We start from the raw sequence: 20,923 nt of genomic DNA, 5'->3' as shown, positions 1-20,923 counted from the left end.
TATTATATATGTATTTCTTTTGATTAAAAAACTATGACAATTTGTTCAAATAATTTGCTATTCAAAAACAAATAATTGAACAAGCAACACTTGCATTAAATGAATCAATGTTTTTATTAGATGGAACATAAATATTAAAATCACTATTTTTTGTTAATAACTCACTAACACCTTTTTGCTCATTTCCAATAATTACAACAGTTTTATTAGCAAACTGGGTTTTTGTCATATCAGTTGAATTTTGATTTAAATTAGTTGCATAAATTCAAAATCCATTATTTTTTAAAATTTTAATAGCATTATTTAAATTATTAGTTTTACTTATTTTAATATCAAAAGCTGAACCGCTACTTGTTTTAAGAACTGTTGAGTTAACTTGTACTTGTTTTTTATCTAAAATAATAATTCCATCAACATTTAATAAACTACAACTTCTAATAATTGCTCCAAAATTATAAGGATCATGAATTTGATCTAAAACTAAAACTAATGATTTTTCTTTTGTATTTAAGTCATTAATTAATTCATCAAATGGTGTATAGTTAAAATCTTTAATTTCTGCAATAATTCCTTGATGTGGTTCATTTGTTTTTAATAACTGATCCAATTTATTCTCTGATACAACATTTATTTTAATTTTTGTATTTTTCAAATCAAATTCATTTAAAAGCTTTAAATTTTTAACTCAAATTTCTTTAACCATGTTTTTATGTTTTTTTAATAATTCATAAACTACATGCTTACCATAGATTAAGTTATGGTTCATATTATAAGATTCCTTGTTCTATTAAATCTTTTCTAATAAGATCAGCTTTATCAAACTCTTTGTTTTTAACTAATTGTTGTCATTTTAAAAATAATTTTTTAGTTTCTTTTTTAAAATTGTAATTAAATACATTTTTAAATCCTAAAACATCTAGTATATAACTTAATGAACTAATTAATAAGTTAAAGTTTTCAAATTTATTGTCAAGTATGTTTTTATTTATTTGTTTTATTAATGAATCAATTAAAGATAAAACTAAAGAAGTATTTAAATCATCATCCATATAACTATTAAATTGATCTATATATTCAGATTGATTAATCAATTCAATTTCTAAATCATTTTTAATAATAAATTGAATTGTTTTTTTACTTAAATTAGTTAATTTTTCAAAAAATTTATTAGCTTGATAAATTAAATCATCACTTATATTTAAAGGTTGAGTATAATTTGTTGTTAAAAAAATTCAACGTAAAGTATTTTTGTTATACTTTTTAATAAAGTCTTTTACTAAAATTACATTACCTAAAGATTTAGACATCTTTTCATTATTAATTTGTAAATGTCCATTATGTAATCAAATATTAGCAAGTTCTTTATTATTTTTTGCAATAAACTGAATTCTTTCATTTTCATGATGAGGGAATTTTAAATCAATTCCACCAACATGAATATCTATAGTTTGATGATTAAAATACTCATCAATTAAAAGAACACATTCAGTGTGTCAACCAGGTCTACCTAGACCAAAAACTGAATCTCATTTAATTCCTATTTCAGTTTTTTTTCACAAACTAAAATCTAAACTATAATCTTTTTTAGAATCAATCTCAATTCTTTTACCACTAATTAATTCATCTAATTTATATCCAGATAATTTACAATATTCATTTTGATATTTTTTAATATTAAAATAAACATCACCCTCAAGTTCATAAGCAGCTTTAATATCAACTAAATCTTTTATAAATTTAATCATTTCATTCATTTTTTCACTGATCAAAATGATTTTGTCAGGTTGATTAATATTTAAAGATTCTAAATCATTTAAATAAGCTTTAGTGTATTTTTGAGAAATTTCTAATTCAGTTAAATTATTATCTAAAGCTTTTAAAATGATTTTGTCATCAATATCAGTAATGTTTTGTAAATAATTAATTTTAATGTTTCTACTTTTTAAATATCTAATTAAAACATCAACTAAAATAACTGGACGAGCATTTCCTATATGAATGTAGTTATAAACAGTGGGTCCACAACAATATAAATTAATAGTTTTTTTATTTAAATTCTTTTTTGTTTTAGATAATGAATCATATAGTTGCATAAAAACTCCTATTTAACTTTAATTAGAGGTCTTAAAACAATATAAACAGTAGTTAGAATAGCAGTATTAAAAAAGATCTTAATTGGTATTTGAATAATTCTTACTACAACCATAGTAATAAATGGATTTTCAGAACCTGAAGAGTTTCTTAATCCAAACATTTGATAATCTCCTCAAGCCGCAACTAAAACAGTAACCAAAATTTCACTAATAACACATAATAAAATTATTGGTAACATTACTTCTAATCATTTTTGTCTTTTTCTAATATGTAATACTAAAACAATTCCATAAATAAAAATTAGTGTAATAGAAATCATTATTAAAAATAAAAACGGATAAATATCAGCAGGTATTTTAACACCAAATAGTGAAGTTTCTGGATTAATTTCTTTCATTCCTTGCATTAGTCAAAACATAATACCAGCAGATATTAATAAAAACACAGTAACAAATACTAAAGTTAATCAATTCTTTTTTAATTTAAAGGCATAAGAAGTCATTCCTGATCAAAAACCAAAAGAAAAAGCAACAATAAGATAAGCTACATGAATATATGAAGGAACAAACATTAACGTTAATAATTCAGTAACAATTCCAACAGTTAAACCAACAAAAGGACCAAAAATCATTCCTGTGATTTTAATCATAACTCCTTCAAAAGCTACTCTAATTGGTGGTAAAACTGTAATTGGTAATGTTAAAGAAATAACAGTTGTTGTTGCAACTGAAACTCCAACCATCATTGCTACGTATGTAATTTTTCTTGTACTAAATTTAACTTTACTACTAATTCTAAAACCGCTACTATAATTTTTGAAATGAACTCTAACTAGTTTAAAAATTGAATAAATAAAAAGAGCAGATAAAGTTATACATAATGAAGTAATTGCTAAATTATTACTATCTAGTAATAAATGTCTAAATTTATCCATAACTTACCTTCTTTTCTATTGAATCAATATATAAGCATCACGTTATAAAAGTGTGGTAAATTATCCCACACTTGATTAACTTATTATTTATTTTACCTTATTATTGAATTTATTAAAGTTGTTTTATTATTATTTGTTAGCAACTGTTCCATTTATTTTCTTATCTGAGATTTTTAAAAAAATATCTTTAAATCTATAGGGTGTATTAACTCCTTTTGAATAATCATTACTAAATCTATATGAATTAAATGTTCAACCTACAAATGAATGTTTTTTATCATCATTTTTAGTTTTTGGAACATAAGTTTCAATTAAAGGAGTATAAACTTTTCTTAACCCACCAAATTGTACATAAAATGTAAAATCTTTATTATTTATACTATGAGTTATTTGTAATTCCAAAGTTTCAGCATCTTTAGCCATATAATAGAAATTATGTTCTGAACTTAATTCTCATTTTTGATTAATATTATAAATAAATTTACTACTATTTCCATTATCAGCTAAATTAACATATGAGCTATCTTTTTTATTTAATTTTGTTGATGAATAGTTAATAGTTGGTTTTAGACTTTTAATATCTGGTCCCTTATTATCTCCAACAATACTCATTCCAAAAGGATCATTTGTAAGTGATGTTCCAAAAACATAAGCATTATGTTCTTTTAAATCTTTAATATCTCCAATTACACCATTATTTTGTTCACTTAAAGAAATAGAAGATGAACTAGATGGTGCTGTTTTAACATCTTGTTCAAAAGTAGAAAATGATGAATTTGTTTTAGAGACTTTTGAGACTAATTTAACATCTTTAATTTTGTTATCAGTTGATGAATTTACAATATTATTAAGATTTTTTACAAAATTTTCATCTCATTTTTTAACTTGTTCAGCATCATCTTTTAAACTTTTTGTTCATGAATTTACAATAGATGAGTTTTTATTGTTATTAACAAATTCTCTAAATTGTAAAAGACCCTTTAAAGAAGAAATGTGAGTATTTGAATCATCTAAATTTTTATAAAATTCTTGTTGAGTTATTTTCTTTTGTTTAGAATCAGCTCCAGTATAATATCCTAAAACACTAGTATTTTCAGCATTACCTCTAAATAGGTCATAAGATTCTTTTAAATTTCTTACTTCTTGAATATTTCTAGTTAATAAGTTTAAAACATCAGAAATAGTACTAGTATATGCATTAGTTGATCCATTTAAAGACTTTGTAATATCTTGAATATTAGTTGATTGTTCTTCAGTTGTAAATTTATTATCTTTTCAAACATACTTATCAACTTTAATATCACTATTAAAACTAGTTGTTATAGTATGTGTTTTTGTAGTAGAACATGAAATTACTGTTAATGTAGGAAAAACTGTTATAGATCCAAACATTAATACTCCTAATAACTTTTTCATCTTTTTCTCCTTTTTCAGAATATAATACATCAAAATATTATAACAAAATTAAGTCTTTTTTCTATTATCAATCTCTAAACACACCAAAATCTTTAATAAATCTTAAAAAAACTGTTCCAGTAGCACCATTTCTGTGCTTTGCTAAAATTAGCTCAGTTTTTTCTTTTTCTAAATTAGACTGATTATCAGATTGATTTTTTTTATAATAATCATCACGGTATAGAAATGCAACAATATCTGCATCTTGTTCAATAGCACCAGAATCTCTTAAATCTGAAAGCATAGGACGTTTGTCTTCTCTAGTTTCAGCTCTACGGCTTAATTGTGATAAACAAATAATTGGAATTGAAGTTTCTCTTGCAATTTGTTTTAATTGTCTTGAAATTTCACTAACTTCATTTTGTCTATCTTTATTTTGTGAACCAACTATTAATTGTAAATAATCTATTACACACAATTTAATATCATGATCTCTTTTCATTTTATAAAGTTTAGATCTAATTTCTTGAGTTGAAATACCAGGAGTAGCATCAATATAAATTGGAATATCTTCTAGTTTTTCTTTAGTTGCTTGAATTCTTTCTCAATTAAGTTTACTTAAACCTTTACCTGTTCTTAAATTAGTTGAATCAATACTTGTAAGTCTAGTAAATAAACGTTGGGTTAATTGTTCAGCAGGCATTTCTAGTGAAAAAAAAGCAACAGGGTATTTTTTCATAGCAGCATTAAAAGCTAAGTTTAAAGAAAAAGCAGTTTTTCCAACACTAGGGCGAGCAGCTAAAATAATAAAATCTGATTCTTGTCAACCTGAAGTAATTAAATCTAAATAATTATATCCAGTTGGAACTCCTGAAATAATCTCAGCTTTCATTTCAAGTTCTTTAATTTTTTCAACAACTCTCTTAGCAACATCTCCAACAGCTTCAATTTCAAATCTTTTAATAGAAAGATCAATATCTAAAAGTTTAGTCTGAGCAACTTTTAATAATTCATCAACATCAGTATTTCCATTATTTCTTTTTAATTCTAATTCTTTAATAACTGCATCAAGCTTTCTAACAACTCCAGATTTATGAATAACATCTATATATTCTTCTAAACCTTGATCTGTATAGTTTTCAGCAGCTATTTCATAAACAACAATATCTCCACCAACTTTATCTAATTTATTAATAGCTTCTAATCTATTAATCACCGAAATTGGAGAAACAGATTTATTTTTGTTATTTAAATCTATAATTGCTTGATAAATATATTTATTTGCCTCAATTGAAAAATCATCAACTTTTAAAACTGAAATAATATCTGCAAGAGCATTAGAAAAACTCATAGCTACACCTAAAACAAAACGCTCTGCATATAGTAATTCTGTAATTGATAATTCTTTTTTCATTTTAAACTTCCTTAACATCAATTTTGATTATTGCTTCAATACCAAAATCTAGTTTTACTTTTATATAATTAATTCCAATTTTATTAATATTTTTAAAGCGAATAAATTTCTTTTTATCTAGTTCAATTCTATGAACATCTTTTAATTGATTAACAATATCTTGACTTGAAATACTTCCAAATACTTTATCATCATTAGTCTGTAATTTAAAATGAAGTGTCAATTCTTCAAGAGTTTTTTTAATTTGTTTAGTTTGGGCTTTTGCTAATTCTTTTTCTTCTTGATCTGCTTTTAAATGTTCATTTAAAGTTTTAACACTATTATTTGTAGCAATTTTTACTAATTGATTTGGTAATAAATAATTTCTAGCATACCCGTCACTAACTTCTTTTATTTCATTTTTTTTACCTTGACCTGGTACATCTTTTAAAAAAATAACTTTCATAATAAGAACCTTTCTTTTGTTAATCTTATTATAACAATATCCTTTTTAATATTCCTAATTAGTAATCTACAATAACAAGACTGAACCAATTTTACTAATTAATAATAAAAAACTTCGTTTAATACGAAGTCTAATTATATTTATTCATTAAATAAATAAAAGTTTTATTATTAGTAAAATCATTTATAAATTCACTTTTATTAACAAAAGATTCTTTTAATAAATTTAATTCATCATCACTGAACTTTGATAATACCCAATCAATTATTTTTCATTGATTTGCTGGTTTATTTATTCCAACTCTTAATCTATAAAAATCTTGTGTGTTTAAATTATTAATAATTGATTTAATTCCATTATGTCCTGCTGATGAACCATCTTTTTTAAATTGGATTCTAGATATATTTAGATCTTTATCATCATGAATAACTATTAGATCATTTAAATCTATTTTATAAAAATTAATAATTTGTCTAACTGCTAATCCTGAATTGTTCATAAAAGTTAAAGGTTTTACAAACAACACTTTTTGATTATTAATAATAGATGTGTAAACTAGTGAATTAAATTCTTCTTTTACAGAATTATATTTATACTTTTCTAATAAAAGATCAATAGCTATAAAACCAGCGTTATGTCTAGTTTTTTCATACTCTTTTCCAATATTTCCTAATCCAATTATTACTTTCATTAACTTTCCTTATTTACATTTTTTTAATTTTAATAGTTCTTTAAATTACAACAATAGCTTTATTATTCTTTTATTTGTTTAAAAAATATTAATACATAAGACTATATATGTCTTATAATAAAACATTTAAAAGACTCTTTAATTTTTATATTATTTTAGCAACTTATAAATAAATCAATATAATTTAATGTTTTTTATATAACAAGCCAAACTTTTTTCAAATTATTTAATAATCTTTATAAATTTAATATTTACATTATCTTTTTATTTTTAAAATATAAACCTAATAAAAATAATAATGCTATTTTTATAAATTTTACAAATATTATTTTAATAATTTTTAGCAAAAATTTAGTTTTTATTATTCATAAAATCTTGAATTTTTAACTGAATTTCATCTTTGTTTTTATTATAAACTTCTGTTAAAGAATGATGTTCTTGTGATTCTTTAATCATATTTGCTAATAATGGGGCAACTGAAACAATTTTTAGTCCCTCAAAATGTCTTTCTTGTGGAATTTCAACAGTATTAGTTACAACAACATTTTTTACAATACCATCTTTAATAGCTTGAGTCATTCTTTCTTTAGCAGAACCATTAAATAAACCATGACAAGCAAAAATATAAACATCTTTTGCTCCATTTGCTTTTAATGCTTTAGCTCCACTAATAATAGTTCCACCAGTATCAATCATGTCATCTATTATAAAACAAGTTTTTCCATCAATATCTCCTAAAACAAATTCAACTTCAGCTTTATTAGGTTCAGGTCTTCTTTTTCCAATAACAGCAATGCCATTAGTCATATTAGTTGTATATGAATCAACTTTATGAACTCTATTTAATCCTCCATAATCTGGTGATACTAAAATACATTTTTCAGGATCAAACTTTTCTCTAATAATAGTATCAACTATTTCATTTGCTAGACTTTGTGAAGTTTGAAAATTATCCATTGGTACATCAAAAAATCCCATTGCTTGAGTAGAGTGAATATCAAAAACAATTACACGATCAGCTCCTGCTTTTGTTAGTAAATCTGCTACTAATTTAGCTGTAATTGGCTGTCTACCTTTTGCTTTTCTATCTTGTCTTGCATATCCATAATAAGGAATAACTACATTAATTTTTTCTGCACTACCTCTTTTAAAAGCATCAATAGCAATTAATAATTCCATTAAATTTTCATTAATTGGCATTGATGTTGATTGAATAACATAGATTTCTTTTCCTCTTACTGAATCAATTGATTCAACTAAAATTTCACCATCTGCAAACCTAGTAGTTTTTACAACTTTTTGCTCAACACCTAAAAAATGACAGACTTCTTTTGCTAATTGCTGACTTGCTGAAAGACCAAAAACATAAATATCTTTATTATCCATAATTACCTCATTTCATAAATAATAATAACAAAAAAGCAATTATTGATAACCTTGTTTTGCACTAAAAACAAAAAAGCAAAAAAGATAAAAAAAACAACTCTTTTTATAAGAGTTGTTTTTTGGTTCAATCTCCGTCTTTCGGGATCTATTATCACCCAGGTCCAGCAAGAACCACACTGCCAATCTTATAAATATACAAGATATTTATATTTTTAATGTGGCATAGCCTAGTTATATTTGTCAAATATTGTAAATTAATTTGTTTTTTTAGATATTAATTTTTTTTAAATTTTACATGCATCACATTCATAGTTTTCACTATCTTCTAAAACATCTTGACGAATTCTTACATAATAAATTGAAGAACAACCTTGTTTAAAGGCATTAACATATGCTCTATTTAAATCTCTAGTTGTTGCTTTATCAGTCATAAATAAAGTTAGTGAAATTGCTTGATCAACATGCTGTTGAGCTGCTGCAGCAATATTAATAATTGGATCTGGTCCTAATTCATAAGTACCCATTGCATAATATCCCATATTATCAAAATTAATTTGATATGCTGGAACATAAACTCTTCCTAATTTTCCTTCTTTTCTAACTTCAACTGTTGAAACTACTGGTTGTAGTGAAGGAGTACATGATGATAAATAACTAATTGATCCAGTTGGAGCAACTGCCATTAAATGTGAATTTGCTAAACCTGTTTTTTTAATTTCTTCAACTAATTGAATTCAATCAGCTTGACTTGGAATTTGAACATCATAATCTTTAAATAATTCTTTTACTCTATTTGTTTGTGGTGTTCATTTATCAAATTCACATTTAGTATATTTATCAAATCAAGAACCATCAGCAAATCTTGATTGATCAAATGAAGCAAATTTTTCAAATTCTTTAGCTAATTTATTTGAAGCTTTAAAAGCGTTATAAGCAACTGTATAAAAAAACATATTAGTAAAATCAACAGCTTCAGGTGAGTCATACATAATCTTATTAGTTGCTAAAAATCCATGTAGATTCATAGCTCCCAATCCAACGGCATGATTTTCAGCATTTCCTTTTTTAATTGAAGGAGATGCATTTAAATCTGAATTTCTTGAAACTATATCTAAAGCAGAAATTGCATTATAAATAGAATCTGAAAATTCTTTTCCTGATTTCATCATTTTATCAATATTTAAACTACCTAAATTACAACAAATATCTTCTCCAGTTTTTATAAATGATAAATCAGAACTATATTCACTTGCTGTACTTACTTGAACAATTTCACTACATAAATTACTCATAATAATTCTTCCCTTTTTATCATGAGCATTTCTTCTATTAACAGTATCTTCAAATAAAATATATGGATATCCACTTTCAAAATGTAGTTCAGCAACAGTTAAAAAGAATTTTCTAGCACTAATATATGTTTTTTTAATATTAGGATTTTCTAACATTTCATAATATTTTTCAGTAATTGAAATATCTGATAATGGCTTACCATATGTCTTTTGAACATCATAAGGGCTAAATAAAGCCATATCTTTATTATCTCTAGCTAATTCAAAAGTAATATCTGGAATTACTAATCCTAATGATAAAGATTTAATCCTAATCTTTTCATCAGCATTTTCTCTTTTAGTATCTAAAACTGAAATAATATCTGGATGATGTGCTGAAATATAAACAGCTCCAGCTCCTTGACGTTGGCCTAATTGATCAGCATAAGTAAATGAATCTTCTAAAATCTTCATAACTGGAATTGGACCTGAACTTAGACCTGAAATATTTTTAATAGGAGAACCTGTTTCACGTAAATTAGTTAAACAAATTGCAACTCCTCCACCTCTTTTTGAAAGTTGTAGTGAAGTTGAAATTGTTCTACAAATTGATTCCATGTTATCTTCAGTTCTTAATAAATAACAAGAAACATACTCTCCTCTATGCTTTTTAGCTGCATTTAAAAAAGTAGGTGTTGCTGGTTGAAATCTACCTAACATCATATCTTTTAATAAGTTTTTTGCTTTATTAAAATTACCATTACCTAAAAATAGAGCATTCATTAATACTCTATCTGTATAAGTTTCTAAATACATTGTAGTATCAAAAGTTTTTAATCCATAAGCATTAAAGAATTTTAAAGCTCCCATAAAACTTGGAAAATGATGGTTAAATGAATAAGCATAATTATTTAATTGACTAATTTGATCAAAACTATATTTATTTAAAATTTCTGAATCATAATACTGATTTTCTAACAAATAATCTAGTCTTTCTTTTAGACTAGAAAACTTTTTCATTCTAGGTTCAATATAATTTTTTAAATATAATTCAGCTGCTTTAACATCTAATTGGAAATTGTCTTGATCTTTTGAAAAAATCTTAGATCTAGCATTTAATTTAATATATTCATCATCAACATCATCTAAAACGATTGTGTTTTTATTTTCGTTCATTATTACCATCCTCTCAAAACCTAAATAGTATTTGCTTTATTTGACTAACATCATGTTGTGTTCCTAATAATTCAAATTGGTATAAAAAAGGAACATTTAGCTTTTTAGAAATAATTGGTCCAGCAATTCCAAAAGTATCACCAAAATTAGTGTTACCAGATGATATAACCCCTCTACAAAAACTTCTATTTTGTTTATTATTTAAAAACTTAATCACTTGTTTTGGCACTGCACCTTCAACATACTCTCCCCCACCACTATAAGTTGGTGTAACTAAAACATAATCACGATCAACACTAATTGATTGTTCTATTTCATAAGGGATTCTTAAATTTTCTATTTCTAATTTTTGAATAAATCTATGTGTATTATTTGAAATTGAAGAAAAATAAACTACAAAAGGCACACCAACTGGTTTAATTACATCTTTATCTGTAACCTTTTTAACATTTGAATGCATAATATACTCCTAAAATTCTCAATCTTCATCTTCTGTTTCAACTGAAACTCCCATCACATATGAAGAACCATTTCCAGAAAAGAAATCATGATTTTCATCAGCTCTTGCAGATAATTGATTAAAAATTTCTGGTTCAATTCTAGTTTCTTCTTCACTAAATGGTGAATCATATCCCAAGTTTTGTAAGAACTTACCAGCATTATATACACTAAATCTAATAGCATCATCAGCAATATCAAAACCAGCATACAGCTCTTTTAAATAATCGGTTTCTAAATCAATTAATTCATACAATAATTTAAAAACAAATTCTTTCATTTCTGCTTGTTTTTCAACTGATAATTTAGCTACTTTTTTTTGATATTTATAACCACTATAGTAATTATGAATTACTTTATCTCTTAAAATTAGTCTTACAATATCTGAAGTATTTGGTAATTTAGCTCTAGAAGATAAATAAAATGGTAAATAAAATCCCCCATATAATAAAAATCCAGGCATTAAAGCAGCAGCTACTTTAGATTTTAATGGGTCAGTTCCAGCATAATAAGGAATTAAAGCTTTTGCTCTTTTTTGTAATGATTCAGTCTTAACAACTCATTCGTGAGCTTCTTCTATTTGTTCACTTGAACATAATGTTGAAAAAATAGTTCCATAAGAACGAGCATGAACACCAACCATAAAAGCAAAATTAGAATAAATTACTTGTTCATGATCAGTTAGTGAGTGTTCAATTTGAGCAACATCTCCAACTGTTGCTTGAACTGTATCTAATAAAGTCAAACCTGTAAAAGTTCTAGTAACTAATTGTTGTCATTCAGCAGATAAACTTCTTCATGATGGTAAATCATTTGATACTGGAATTTTTTCTGGTAATCAAAAGTTTTGAGTAATTCTATTTCACACTTCTAAATCTTTTTCATCATTAATAACATTTCAGTTAACTGATCTTAAATTTCCTTTGAAATTATTTTTAACAAATTCGATTGGTGAAACTGATTCTTGATAATACTTTTGTTCTTTAGCCATTGTAATTTATCCTTTCTTTTTTTGTCATATAAACTCATTATATTATAAATTTAAGCCTGTAAATTTTTAACCGCTTAAAAAGTATTTCATCTAAAAAAACATTTTTTAGAAATTAAAAAAGTGGGGTTTTTAATAGATTTTTTATAAATTTTATGCTATGTAATAAAAAGATATTTATTTAATGATTAAGAGTATTTATTTAAATTTAACTTATTTTGAGATACTATTATATAGTAATATTTTGGAGGTTTTTATGATAAATCTATTAGCTTCAACAACTAAATTAGCTCAACAACTAATCTTAGGTTTTGAAATCTTTATTTTCATTATTGCATTTATAATGATTGCTATAGGTTTATTACAAAATAAACAATCTCAAACTGGACTAAGTGCTTTAAATGGTGGAAACGAAGAATTGTTTTCTAATTCAAAAGAACGTGGGTTAGATAAAACTCTTTCTATTTGAATGCTGGTTTTAGGAATTATATTTTTTATATTAGCATTAACAATAAGCATCATTACAAACACTATGTTATAAAATAGTGTTTATTTTTTTATTTAAAAAGGAGTAGTATGGAATCTAAAATTATTGAAGTTTTAAAAACTAACAAACATAAAGTTAGTTTAAATAAACTATTAACTTATTTTAATGCTTTAGATTATTCATTAATTAAAAACTACTTAGACCAATTAGAAAAAAATAATAAAATTACTATTTCATTAGAAAATAATATTTACTTATTAGATCAAATTTATAAAAAGGGAACTATTAAATTAAATCCAAAAGGTTTTGGATTTATAAATGATATTAATGAAATTGATGGTGAAGATCATTTTATAGCTGGAGTTGATCTAAATAATAGTATTCATCAAGATGAAGTAGTTTATATTTTAAAACAAGAAGAAGATAATAGATTAAAAGCTATAGTTATTGATCTAATTAAAAGAAATAAAGTTTATTTAATTGGTGAAATAAATAGAAGTTTTGATAAAAGATTTTTAGATTTCATTCCAAACGATAAGTCATTTGATAGTTTTAGATTTGTAATTGTTAATAAAAACGAATTTAAATATGAAGAATTCAATATTATTAAAGCAAAAATTATAAGTTGTAAAGAACGTAAAATTTTTATAAGACTTATAAGAATTATTGGCAATAGTAAAAAAGCAAGCGATCGCATTTTAGCAATAGCTGAAGAATTTGAAATAAAAACCAGTTTTGATAAACAAACTCTAGATAATGCAAAACAAATTAATTTATCAACTGATAAACTAGAAAAAGAATTTTTAAAAAGACAAAATAATTCTTTAGTTAATAAAACGATCGTTACAATTGATGGAATTGATTCAAAAGATTTAGATGATGCTATTTGTGTTGAAAAATTAAAAAATAATAATTATAAACTATTTGTTGCTATTGCTGATGTTTCTTATTTTGTTAGATACAAAACCGCTTTAGATAAAGAAGCTTTATTAAGAGGTAATTCAACTTATTTAGCAAATAAAGTAATTCCAATGTTACCAAACATTTTATCTGATGATTTGTGTTCATTAAATCCAAACACTAAAAAACTAGTTTTTGTGTGTGAAATGGAATTTGATAATAACGCAAACATGTTAAATAAAAAAGTTTATGAATCAGTGATTATTTCTAAAGCTAGATTAAATTATGATGAAGTAAATAATTATTTTAAAACTAAAACATGAACTCATTGTGAACAAACTAAAAAAATGTTAGATGTAGCTTATGAATTGTATAAAAAACTAGAAGATCTAAAAGCTAAAAAGGGAACTATTAGTTTTGATGTTAGAGAACCAAAAATTATTTTAGATAAAAACTTAAATGTAATTGATATTAAAACAAAAACAGCTGATCAAGCTGAAAAATTAATTGAACAATTTATGGTAAGTTGTAATGAAGCAGTAGCTGAATTAATCTATCAAAAAGATTTACCATTTTTATATAGAAATCATAATAAACCAGATGAAGATGAATTAATTAATTGATATAAGTCACTAAAAACATTTGGAATCAATCCTAAATTAACTAATAAACAAATTTTAGATCCAATATTTATTAATCACACTTTAACTCAAATCAAAGAGCAAATTAAAGATGAAACTGAAGTTGAATTATTAAATATTTCTTTATTAAGATATATGGATAAAGCTAAGTATGGATTAGAAAACATTGGTCATTTTGGTTTAGCTAGTGATTGTTATACTCATTTTACTTCTCCAATTAGAAGATATTCAGATTTATTAGTTCATAGATATTTAAAACAATACTTAATTACAAAAGATTTAAATCAAACTAGTTTAGAAAATAATACAAATTATATTAATAAAGTAAGTAATATTATTAATGATACTGAAACTAAAAGTGTTGAATGTGAAAGAGAAGTTATTAAAGCATGTATGTGTGAATATATGTTAAATAAAGTAAACACTACTTATACAGCAACAATTTCAGCAGTTCTAAAATTTGGAATTTTTATTCAATTAGATAATTTAGTTGAGGGATTAGTTCATATTTCAAATATGAATAGTAATTTAGTTTATGATGAAACTAACCATATTTTAATTAAACCAGACAATACTTATTATAGAATGGGACAAAAAGTTAAAATTAAACTAATTAGTGTTGATATTAAAAAAAGAACAATTGATTTTGTTTTAATAGAATAAGAGGTTTTTATGTCTGAACATCTAATTGTTAAAAATAAAAAAGCTTATTTTAACTATGAAATCATTCAAACTTATCAAGCAGGAATTGTTTTAAATGGTCCTGAAATAAAATCAATTAGAAATCATGATGTTTCTATTAATGAAGCTTTTGTTTTAATTAGAAAAAAAGAAATTTATATTTTAAATATGAATATTAAAAAATATCAGTTTGCTAATTATATTAAAGGTTTAGAAGAAACTAGAACTAGAAAACTGTTATTACATAAAAAAGAAATAATTAAAATATTAAATAAAATAAAACAAGAAAATTTAACAATTATTCCTATTAAACTATACTTTAAAAATGACTATGTTAAATTAGAAATCGCTTTAGCTAAAGGTAAAAAGCTTCATGATAAAAGACAAACTATTAAAAAAAGAGATACAGAAAGAAAAGAATTAAGAGATTATAAATAATGATTATATTTAGTCAGCAAACTAGTCATATACCAACTTGAGCAGTTTATTTAATTTTAGGTTTAGGTTTTATTGGTTTAATTATTTCATCATATGGAGCAACTTGTGCTTTAAAATATCATTCAAAATTAAAAAGTAAAAATAATTCTAAAAAAGTTCAAAATATTTTATCAACTCGTCAATCATATGATTGAGATCAAATAAATACTTTAGATCAAAAAGGTTTTTTTCTAGTAGGTATAACTTTTAAAAAATTTGATTTTAATAAAAATAAAACTCCAATTACTATTTTAAAATTAACTGATTTAAATAATGATATTAATAAATTTAAATCTAATTTAAATGATTATAAAAACTTAACAGATTATATGAATAATCAACAACTTTTAGCTAATGATTTAATCTTTTTTATTTTAGAAAAAGCTGAAAATTTAGATGAACTAAATCAATTATATTTAGACTGATTATCTTTAATAAGTTCTTAATTGTACTAGTTTAAATAAAAAAGAAGTATTAATTGCATTAAAATACAAAATTTTAATTTATGCAAATTAAACTTCTTTTTTTTGTTATACCATTATAAAGAGGTGTGCAAATATTTTTATGTTATTAATGTTAGTAGTTAAAGCAGAGTTAGCAATCCAATTAGGAGTATTGGTATTTGGTGCTTTTTTTATTTTACTTGGCTTATTTTTATATTGAAGACAAAAAAATAAAAATCGATATTCTTTTGAAAAACAAAACAGAGAATCAAAAAACGCTTGAGAATTTACAAAGAAAAACTTTTACTTACTAGTTTTAGTTATTGGGTTTTTATTTATAATAACAGCAATTATAACACTAATAACAAAATAATAACACAAAACTAATTAACATCTTTTTATAGAAAGGATTTAACATACTCATGTTAACACAAACAAACAAGAGTAATTTTAAAGATAAATTAAAGGCGTTTGGTGCTAATATTATGCCTACTTTATCTAAATTAAGTAAAGCATTTTTATTACCTATTGCTTTGCTACCTATTGCTGGTGTGTTTTTAGGAGTTGGGGCAGCTATTACTGCAAATACAGCTGAAAAATCTACTTTGTGATTTATTGGTGCAGTTATGAAAACCATGGGAGAAGTTTGTTTTGGTAACTTACCTGTGTTATTCTGTATTTCTGTAGCTTTAGCTTATACTAAAGACTCAGGAGTTGCTGCAATTACTGCTGTTGTAGGATTTTTAGTATTTAATGGTATCCAAGCTCCTTTATTTATTAAAGGAGTTGTTATAAGTGAAAAGGTTTCTGAGTATAGTTTATTATGATATAAACATGTTTCAAACTCATTAACTGGATATAATATGGGGATCTTATCACTTAATACTGGGGTTTTAGGTGGTATATTTGTTGGAGCTATTGCTGCTAAATGTTATAACAAATTCCATCAAACTCAATTACCAACTGCTATTAGCTTTTTTAGTGGTACAAAATTAGTTCCTATTATTACTTTTGTAGCAGTTATTCCATTGTCATTCATTTTTATGGCTGTATGACCTGTTATTGGATTAGGGTTAAATAAATTTGGTCAAGTATCAGGTACTTTACCTTATGGAACTGATTCATTAATTTTTGAAATCGTTGAACGTTCATTAGTTCCATTTGGACTACATCACGTGTTCTATGCTCCATTATGATGAACTAGTGCTGGAGGTTCAATTGCTGAAGGATTTGAAAATCTTCAAAAACAACCAGAAAGTGTTAAAACTGCATTTGTAACTGCTTATAATGCATTACACTCTACAAGCCATAGTAGTTTAGATAAAATTGTAGAAGTAATTAAAAAGAATGATAAATTATGAGGTGCAGTTGGTGACCAATTAATTTCTCAAGCTGTTATTGCTAATTTAAAAATTTTAAACTTTACAGATGTTGAAAAACTAGGAATTAACTTAGGAAGATTCCAATCAGGTAAATTTGGATTTATGTTATTAGGTTTACCAGCAGCTGCACTAGCTATGTGATTAGCAGCACCAAAAGAAAATAGACAACAAGTATTTGGTATTTACTTTTCAGCTGCATTTACTTGCTTTTTAACAGGTATTACAGAACCTATTGAATATACATTCTTATTTGTTGCTCCATGATTATTCTATGGTGTACATATGCCATTAGCTTCAATTGCATTCTGAATTACGGGAGCTTTACAAACACACATTACTCAAACTGTTTCTGGTGGAATCATTGATTACATAGTATTTGGAGTAATTCCATTTATTGGTGGAGCTATGAAACCATTATCAGCATTTGGTGTATTAATAGTTGCTGTTGGGTTAGCACCAATTTACTTCTTTGCATTCTACTTCTTGATTAAGTTATTTAATGTTAAAACACCAGGTAGAGATGGAAATGCTGAAGCTAAATTATACACTAAAGCAGATTATAAAGCATCTAAAGGATTAAATGTTGATAGTTCAAAAATGAGTTCATCAATTGATGAAAAGGAACAAGCTAGATTAGCAAAAGCTGCTGCTATTATTGAATATCTAGGTGGAGAAGAAAATATTGTTGATGTTGATTCTTGTGCTTCAAGATTAAGATTAACTGTTGTTGATTCTAAAAAAGCTGATATTGATGGAATTAAATCTTTAGGTGGAACAACTGGGGCTTTAGTAAAAGGAAATAACATTCAAATTGTTTATGGTGGAGAACAAGAATCTATTAAACCAAGAATGCAAAAACTTTTAGAACAACAAAGAAATGAAAAAATGATGACTCACTCAGAAGAAATGAAATCTGATGAAATGAGTATGTCTTGTGATGCACAAGAAGCTTGTGAGAAAAAAGATTGTAAACTAAAAGAAAAATCTTGCGGTTGTGAAGAAAATTGTATGTGTGAAGAAAACAAAATGCAAGATCAACCTGTAAGTGAAATGAAAGTTGAAGAAAAAGTAGTTGATGAAATGATGGTTGAAAAACCAAAATCAACTAGAGCTAAATCAACTAAAGCTAAATCTACAACTACAAAGTCAACTTCAAAATCAACTAAATCAACAAAATCTACAGCTTCAAAGCCAAAAACAACTAAAACAAAATCTACTAGTTCAAAAGCTAAATCAACAAAATAATATTTTTAATACTTAATAAAATACTCAATTTGTCTATATAGAATTGAGTATTTTTTTATTAGTGATTTTGAAATTTATTTTAAAATTAAAAAGAGGTAAAAATAATGGAATTTGTTAATATTGAAAAAACAATTAACTCTTTTATAAAAAATAAATATTTTAAAGGTGCAACAATTAGAATTGCTAAAGACAAAAAAGTTATTTATGCTAAACAATTTGGATATAATGATCAAAATAATACTATTTTATTAAAAGGTGATGAAATTTATCAAGCTTATTCAATGACTAAACCTATAACTACACTAGCCTTTTTACTTTTAGTAGATAAAAAACTAGTTAGTTTAGATGATGATTTATCTAAATATATTCCATCATTTAAAGATAAGAATATTAAAATTTGAAACTTATTAACTATGACTTCAGGTTTAACTTATAGTGGTAATAAGTCAAATACTCAACTTCAAATTAAAAAAATATTAGAAGATTGAAAGCTAAATAATTTAACTTTAGAACAATTATGCGATGAATTAAGTAAAGTTGATTTATTATTTATCCCATCAACTAATTGATATTATGGATTAAGTTTAGATGTATTAAGTAGAGTAATAGAAATAGTTTCAAATAAAACTTATAGAGATTTTGTAAAAGAAGAAGTCTTTAACAAATTAAATATGAATGACTCTGATTATTATTTATTTGATAATAAAAGAAAAGCAAATGTTTTTAAGTGATCTTATAAAGAAGATCAAAATCATTTAGATCGAGTTGAAAACTTTGACTTTTTATTTCAATCAATTGATAAATTATCAGTATGTAATTTAGGTGGTAGCGGCTTGTTTACAACAGCTGATGATTATTTAAAATTTCTAAATGTTTTAATTGATGGTAAATTAGAAGATAATACTCAGTTCATTTCATTAGATTTATTAAATGAAATGAAATCAGATCAACTTACTAAACATAACTTAAAGCAATTTTTTAATTGAAATTTAAATGAAGATTATAGCTATGGATTTGGTGGAAGAGTTAGAGTTAAAAATGAACTATATCCACTAACAGAAGTTGGTGAATATGGATGAGATGGATTATTAGGTTCATCTGGCTTAGTTGATACTAAAAACAAAATTACAATGACAATAATGTTATCTTCTCACCCTGGGCATAATAAACTAGTTGAAACTGAGTTTTTTGATGCTTTATATCAAGATTTAAGATTAAATAATCTAGCTTAATTTTTTAATTTTTATTAGTTTTATTTTAATATAAAAACTAAAAGAACTAATATGATAATAAGAAATTATAAATTAATAAGTAAGGAAATAAATGAAAAAAATATTAGGAGTAGATCTTGGTGGAACTTCAGCAAAAGTTGGAATTATTTCACAAAACGGAGATTTAGAACATAGTTTTTCTATAACTAATCCAAAAACTAAAATTATAGAAAACTTATATTTTGAAATTCAAAAAACTTTAAAAACACTAAACATAGATGAAAAAAACATTATGTTAGTTGGAATAACAGCTCCTGGATTTGTTGATCATAATAAGGGAATTGTAATTATGGCTCCAAATATTGAAAATGGATGATTTAATTATGATTTAAAAACTGAAGCTGAATTTTTATTCAAAAAACCTGTCTATGTAATTAATGATGTAAATGCTGCTGCACTTGGTGAATACAAAAAAGGATCAGGACTAGTTTATAAATCAGGTTTATTTTATTGATTGGGGACTGGAATTGGTGGAGCTATAATTTCTAATGGAAAACTAATTTCAGGATCACATGGGTTTGCTGGAGAATTTGGACACGGTGGAAGTAATCAATACAATTTAAAATGCAATTGTGGATTAAATAATTGTATTGAAAAAGTATGTTCAGCTACAACTATACCAAACTCACTTTTAAAAATTTTAAATAACAAATATCCCGAATTTTATCAAAAACATTTTTCAAATATTAAAAATTTAGATATGAAACTTTTATTTGAAATCTATAACAATTTAAATAAACCAATAGAGTTAAAAAATAGTTTATTAGAAGTTTATAATGAATTATTCAATCATATGTCATTATTAATACATGCTTTAGATCCAGATGTAGTTATTATTGGTGGTGGTGGTTCTTTAGCTGGAAATAATTTATTAGAAATATTTGAATTTGGTGTAAGAAATAAATTAACAAATTCATATAAAGATATAGTTGATTTTAAATTAGCTTTATTAAAAAATGATGCCGGAATGATCGGTGCTGCTTTTTATGCTTTAGAACAATCACTAAAAGCAAGTTAAATATAATAAAAAAGTTCAAATGTATTAACATTTGAACTTATAAAGTAGTTATTAACTACTTTTTTATTATTTAAAATTTAGTTGCC

19 protein-coding genes are annotated in these 20,923 nt (G+C 24.4%); 8 read left to right on the top strand and 11 right to left on the bottom strand.

The features are described 5' to 3' along the window. Positions 1-31 precede the first annotated feature (31 nt). The 11 genes from rlmB to nrdF form a co-directional block, all read right to left on the bottom strand. A complete protein-coding gene (gene rlmB / locus MSB_RS00755; RefSeq protein ID WP_013447471.1) occupies positions 32-766 on the bottom strand; it encodes a 23S rRNA (guanosine(2251)-2'-O)-methyltransferase RlmB in 735 nt (244 codons plus the stop codon). A 1-nt stretch (position 767) separates the two neighbouring features. Beyond that, the gene (cysS, locus tag MSB_RS00750; RefSeq protein ID WP_013447470.1) at positions 768-2,093 is read right to left on the bottom strand and encodes a cysteine--tRNA ligase; all 1,326 of its coding nucleotides are present in this window, start codon (positions 2,091-2,093) and stop codon (positions 768-770) included. 8 nt (positions 2,094-2,101) lie between these two features. Further along, complete coding sequence (locus MSB_RS00745) at positions 2,102-3,028, bottom strand: ECF transporter S component (RefSeq protein WP_013447469.1); 927 nt, start codon at positions 3,026-3,028, stop codon at positions 2,102-2,104. A gap of 129 nt (positions 3,029-3,157) precedes the next feature. Then, entirely contained in the window at positions 3,158-4,444 is a 1,287-nt protein-coding gene (locus tag MSB_RS00740; protein WP_013447468.1) for a hypothetical protein, read from the bottom strand. 64 nt (positions 4,445-4,508) lie between these two features. After that, the gene (dnaB, locus tag MSB_RS00735; RefSeq protein ID WP_013447467.1) at positions 4,509-5,837 is read right to left on the bottom strand and encodes a replicative DNA helicase; all 1,329 of its coding nucleotides are present in this window, start codon (positions 5,835-5,837) and stop codon (positions 4,509-4,511) included. Between the two features lies 1 nt (position 5,838). Next, positions 5,839-6,282, bottom strand: coding sequence for a 50S ribosomal protein L9 (gene rplI / locus MSB_RS00730; protein ID WP_013447466.1), 444 nt, complete (start codon positions 6,280-6,282; stop codon positions 5,839-5,841). Positions 6,283-6,412: 130 nt separating this feature from the next. Further along, on the bottom strand, positions 6,413-6,973 hold the full coding sequence (gene pth, locus MSB_RS00725; protein WP_013447465.1) for an aminoacyl-tRNA hydrolase: 561 nt from the start codon (positions 6,971-6,973) through the stop codon (positions 6,413-6,415). Between the two features lie 351 nt (positions 6,974-7,324). Beyond that, entirely contained in the window at positions 7,325-8,359 is a 1,035-nt protein-coding gene (locus MSB_RS00720) for a ribose-phosphate diphosphokinase (protein ID WP_013447464.1), read from the bottom strand. A 284-nt stretch (positions 8,360-8,643) separates the two neighbouring features. Further along, positions 8,644-10,806 (bottom strand): class 1b ribonucleoside-diphosphate reductase subunit alpha, encoded by a 2,163-nt coding sequence (nrdE, locus tag MSB_RS00715; RefSeq protein ID WP_013447463.1) that lies wholly within the window; start codon positions 10,804-10,806, stop codon positions 8,644-8,646. Beyond that, a complete protein-coding gene (nrdI, locus tag MSB_RS00710) occupies positions 10,793-11,266 on the bottom strand; it encodes a class Ib ribonucleoside-diphosphate reductase assembly flavoprotein NrdI (RefSeq protein WP_013447462.1) in 474 nt (157 codons plus the stop codon). The genes nrdE and nrdI overlap by 14 nt, the downstream gene beginning before the upstream one ends. Before the next feature lie 9 nt (positions 11,267-11,275). Beyond that, a complete protein-coding gene (gene nrdF / locus MSB_RS00705) occupies positions 11,276-12,295 on the bottom strand; it encodes a class 1b ribonucleoside-diphosphate reductase subunit beta (RefSeq protein WP_013447461.1) in 1,020 nt (339 codons plus the stop codon). A 253-nt stretch (positions 12,296-12,548) separates the two neighbouring features. Between nrdF and secG the strand changes: the two genes are divergently transcribed. The 8 genes from secG (at position 12,549) to MSB_RS00665 (ending at position 20,837) form a co-directional block, all read left to right on the top strand. Beyond that, complete coding sequence (secG, locus tag MSB_RS00700; protein WP_013447460.1) at positions 12,549-12,833, top strand: preprotein translocase subunit SecG; 285 nt, start codon at positions 12,549-12,551, stop codon at positions 12,831-12,833. 35 nt (positions 12,834-12,868) lie between these two features. Further along, positions 12,869-14,983 (top strand): ribonuclease R, encoded by a 2,115-nt coding sequence (gene rnr, locus MSB_RS00695; RefSeq protein ID WP_013447459.1) that lies wholly within the window; start codon positions 12,869-12,871, stop codon positions 14,981-14,983. A gap of 9 nt (positions 14,984-14,992) precedes the next feature. Further along, positions 14,993-15,439 (top strand): SsrA-binding protein SmpB, encoded by a 447-nt coding sequence (smpB, locus tag MSB_RS00690; RefSeq protein WP_013447458.1) that lies wholly within the window; start codon positions 14,993-14,995, stop codon positions 15,437-15,439. Further along, complete coding sequence (locus MSB_RS00685) at positions 15,439-15,924, top strand: hypothetical protein (RefSeq protein ID WP_013447457.1); 486 nt, start codon at positions 15,439-15,441, stop codon at positions 15,922-15,924. Before smpB ends, MSB_RS00685 begins: the two co-directional genes overlap by 1 nt. Before the next feature lie 118 nt (positions 15,925-16,042). Beyond that, positions 16,043-16,294: a hypothetical protein gene (locus MSB_RS00680; protein WP_013447456.1), complete on the top strand. Its 252-nt coding sequence runs from the start codon at positions 16,043-16,045 to the stop codon at positions 16,292-16,294. A gap of 49 nt (positions 16,295-16,343) precedes the next feature. Then, complete coding sequence (locus MSB_RS00675; RefSeq protein WP_013447455.1) at positions 16,344-18,548, top strand: PTS transporter subunit EIIC; 2,205 nt, start codon at positions 16,344-16,346, stop codon at positions 18,546-18,548. A 104-nt stretch (positions 18,549-18,652) separates the two neighbouring features. After that, positions 18,653-19,780: a serine hydrolase domain-containing protein gene (locus MSB_RS00670; protein WP_013447454.1), complete on the top strand. Its 1,128-nt coding sequence runs from the start codon at positions 18,653-18,655 to the stop codon at positions 19,778-19,780. Positions 19,781-19,871: 91 nt separating this feature from the next. Next, complete coding sequence (locus MSB_RS00665; RefSeq protein WP_013447453.1) at positions 19,872-20,837, top strand: ROK family protein; 966 nt, start codon at positions 19,872-19,874, stop codon at positions 20,835-20,837. Positions 20,838-20,923: the final 86 nt, after the last annotated feature.

It is taken from the genome of Mycoplasma leachii PG50 (genome assembly GCF_000183365.1).
Lineage (GTDB): Bacteria > Bacillota_I > Bacilli_A > Mycoplasmatales > Mycoplasmataceae > Mycoplasma > Mycoplasma leachii.
Note: the sequence above shows the minus strand (reverse complement) of the source record. Positions and strands in the feature narration are given on the sequence as shown.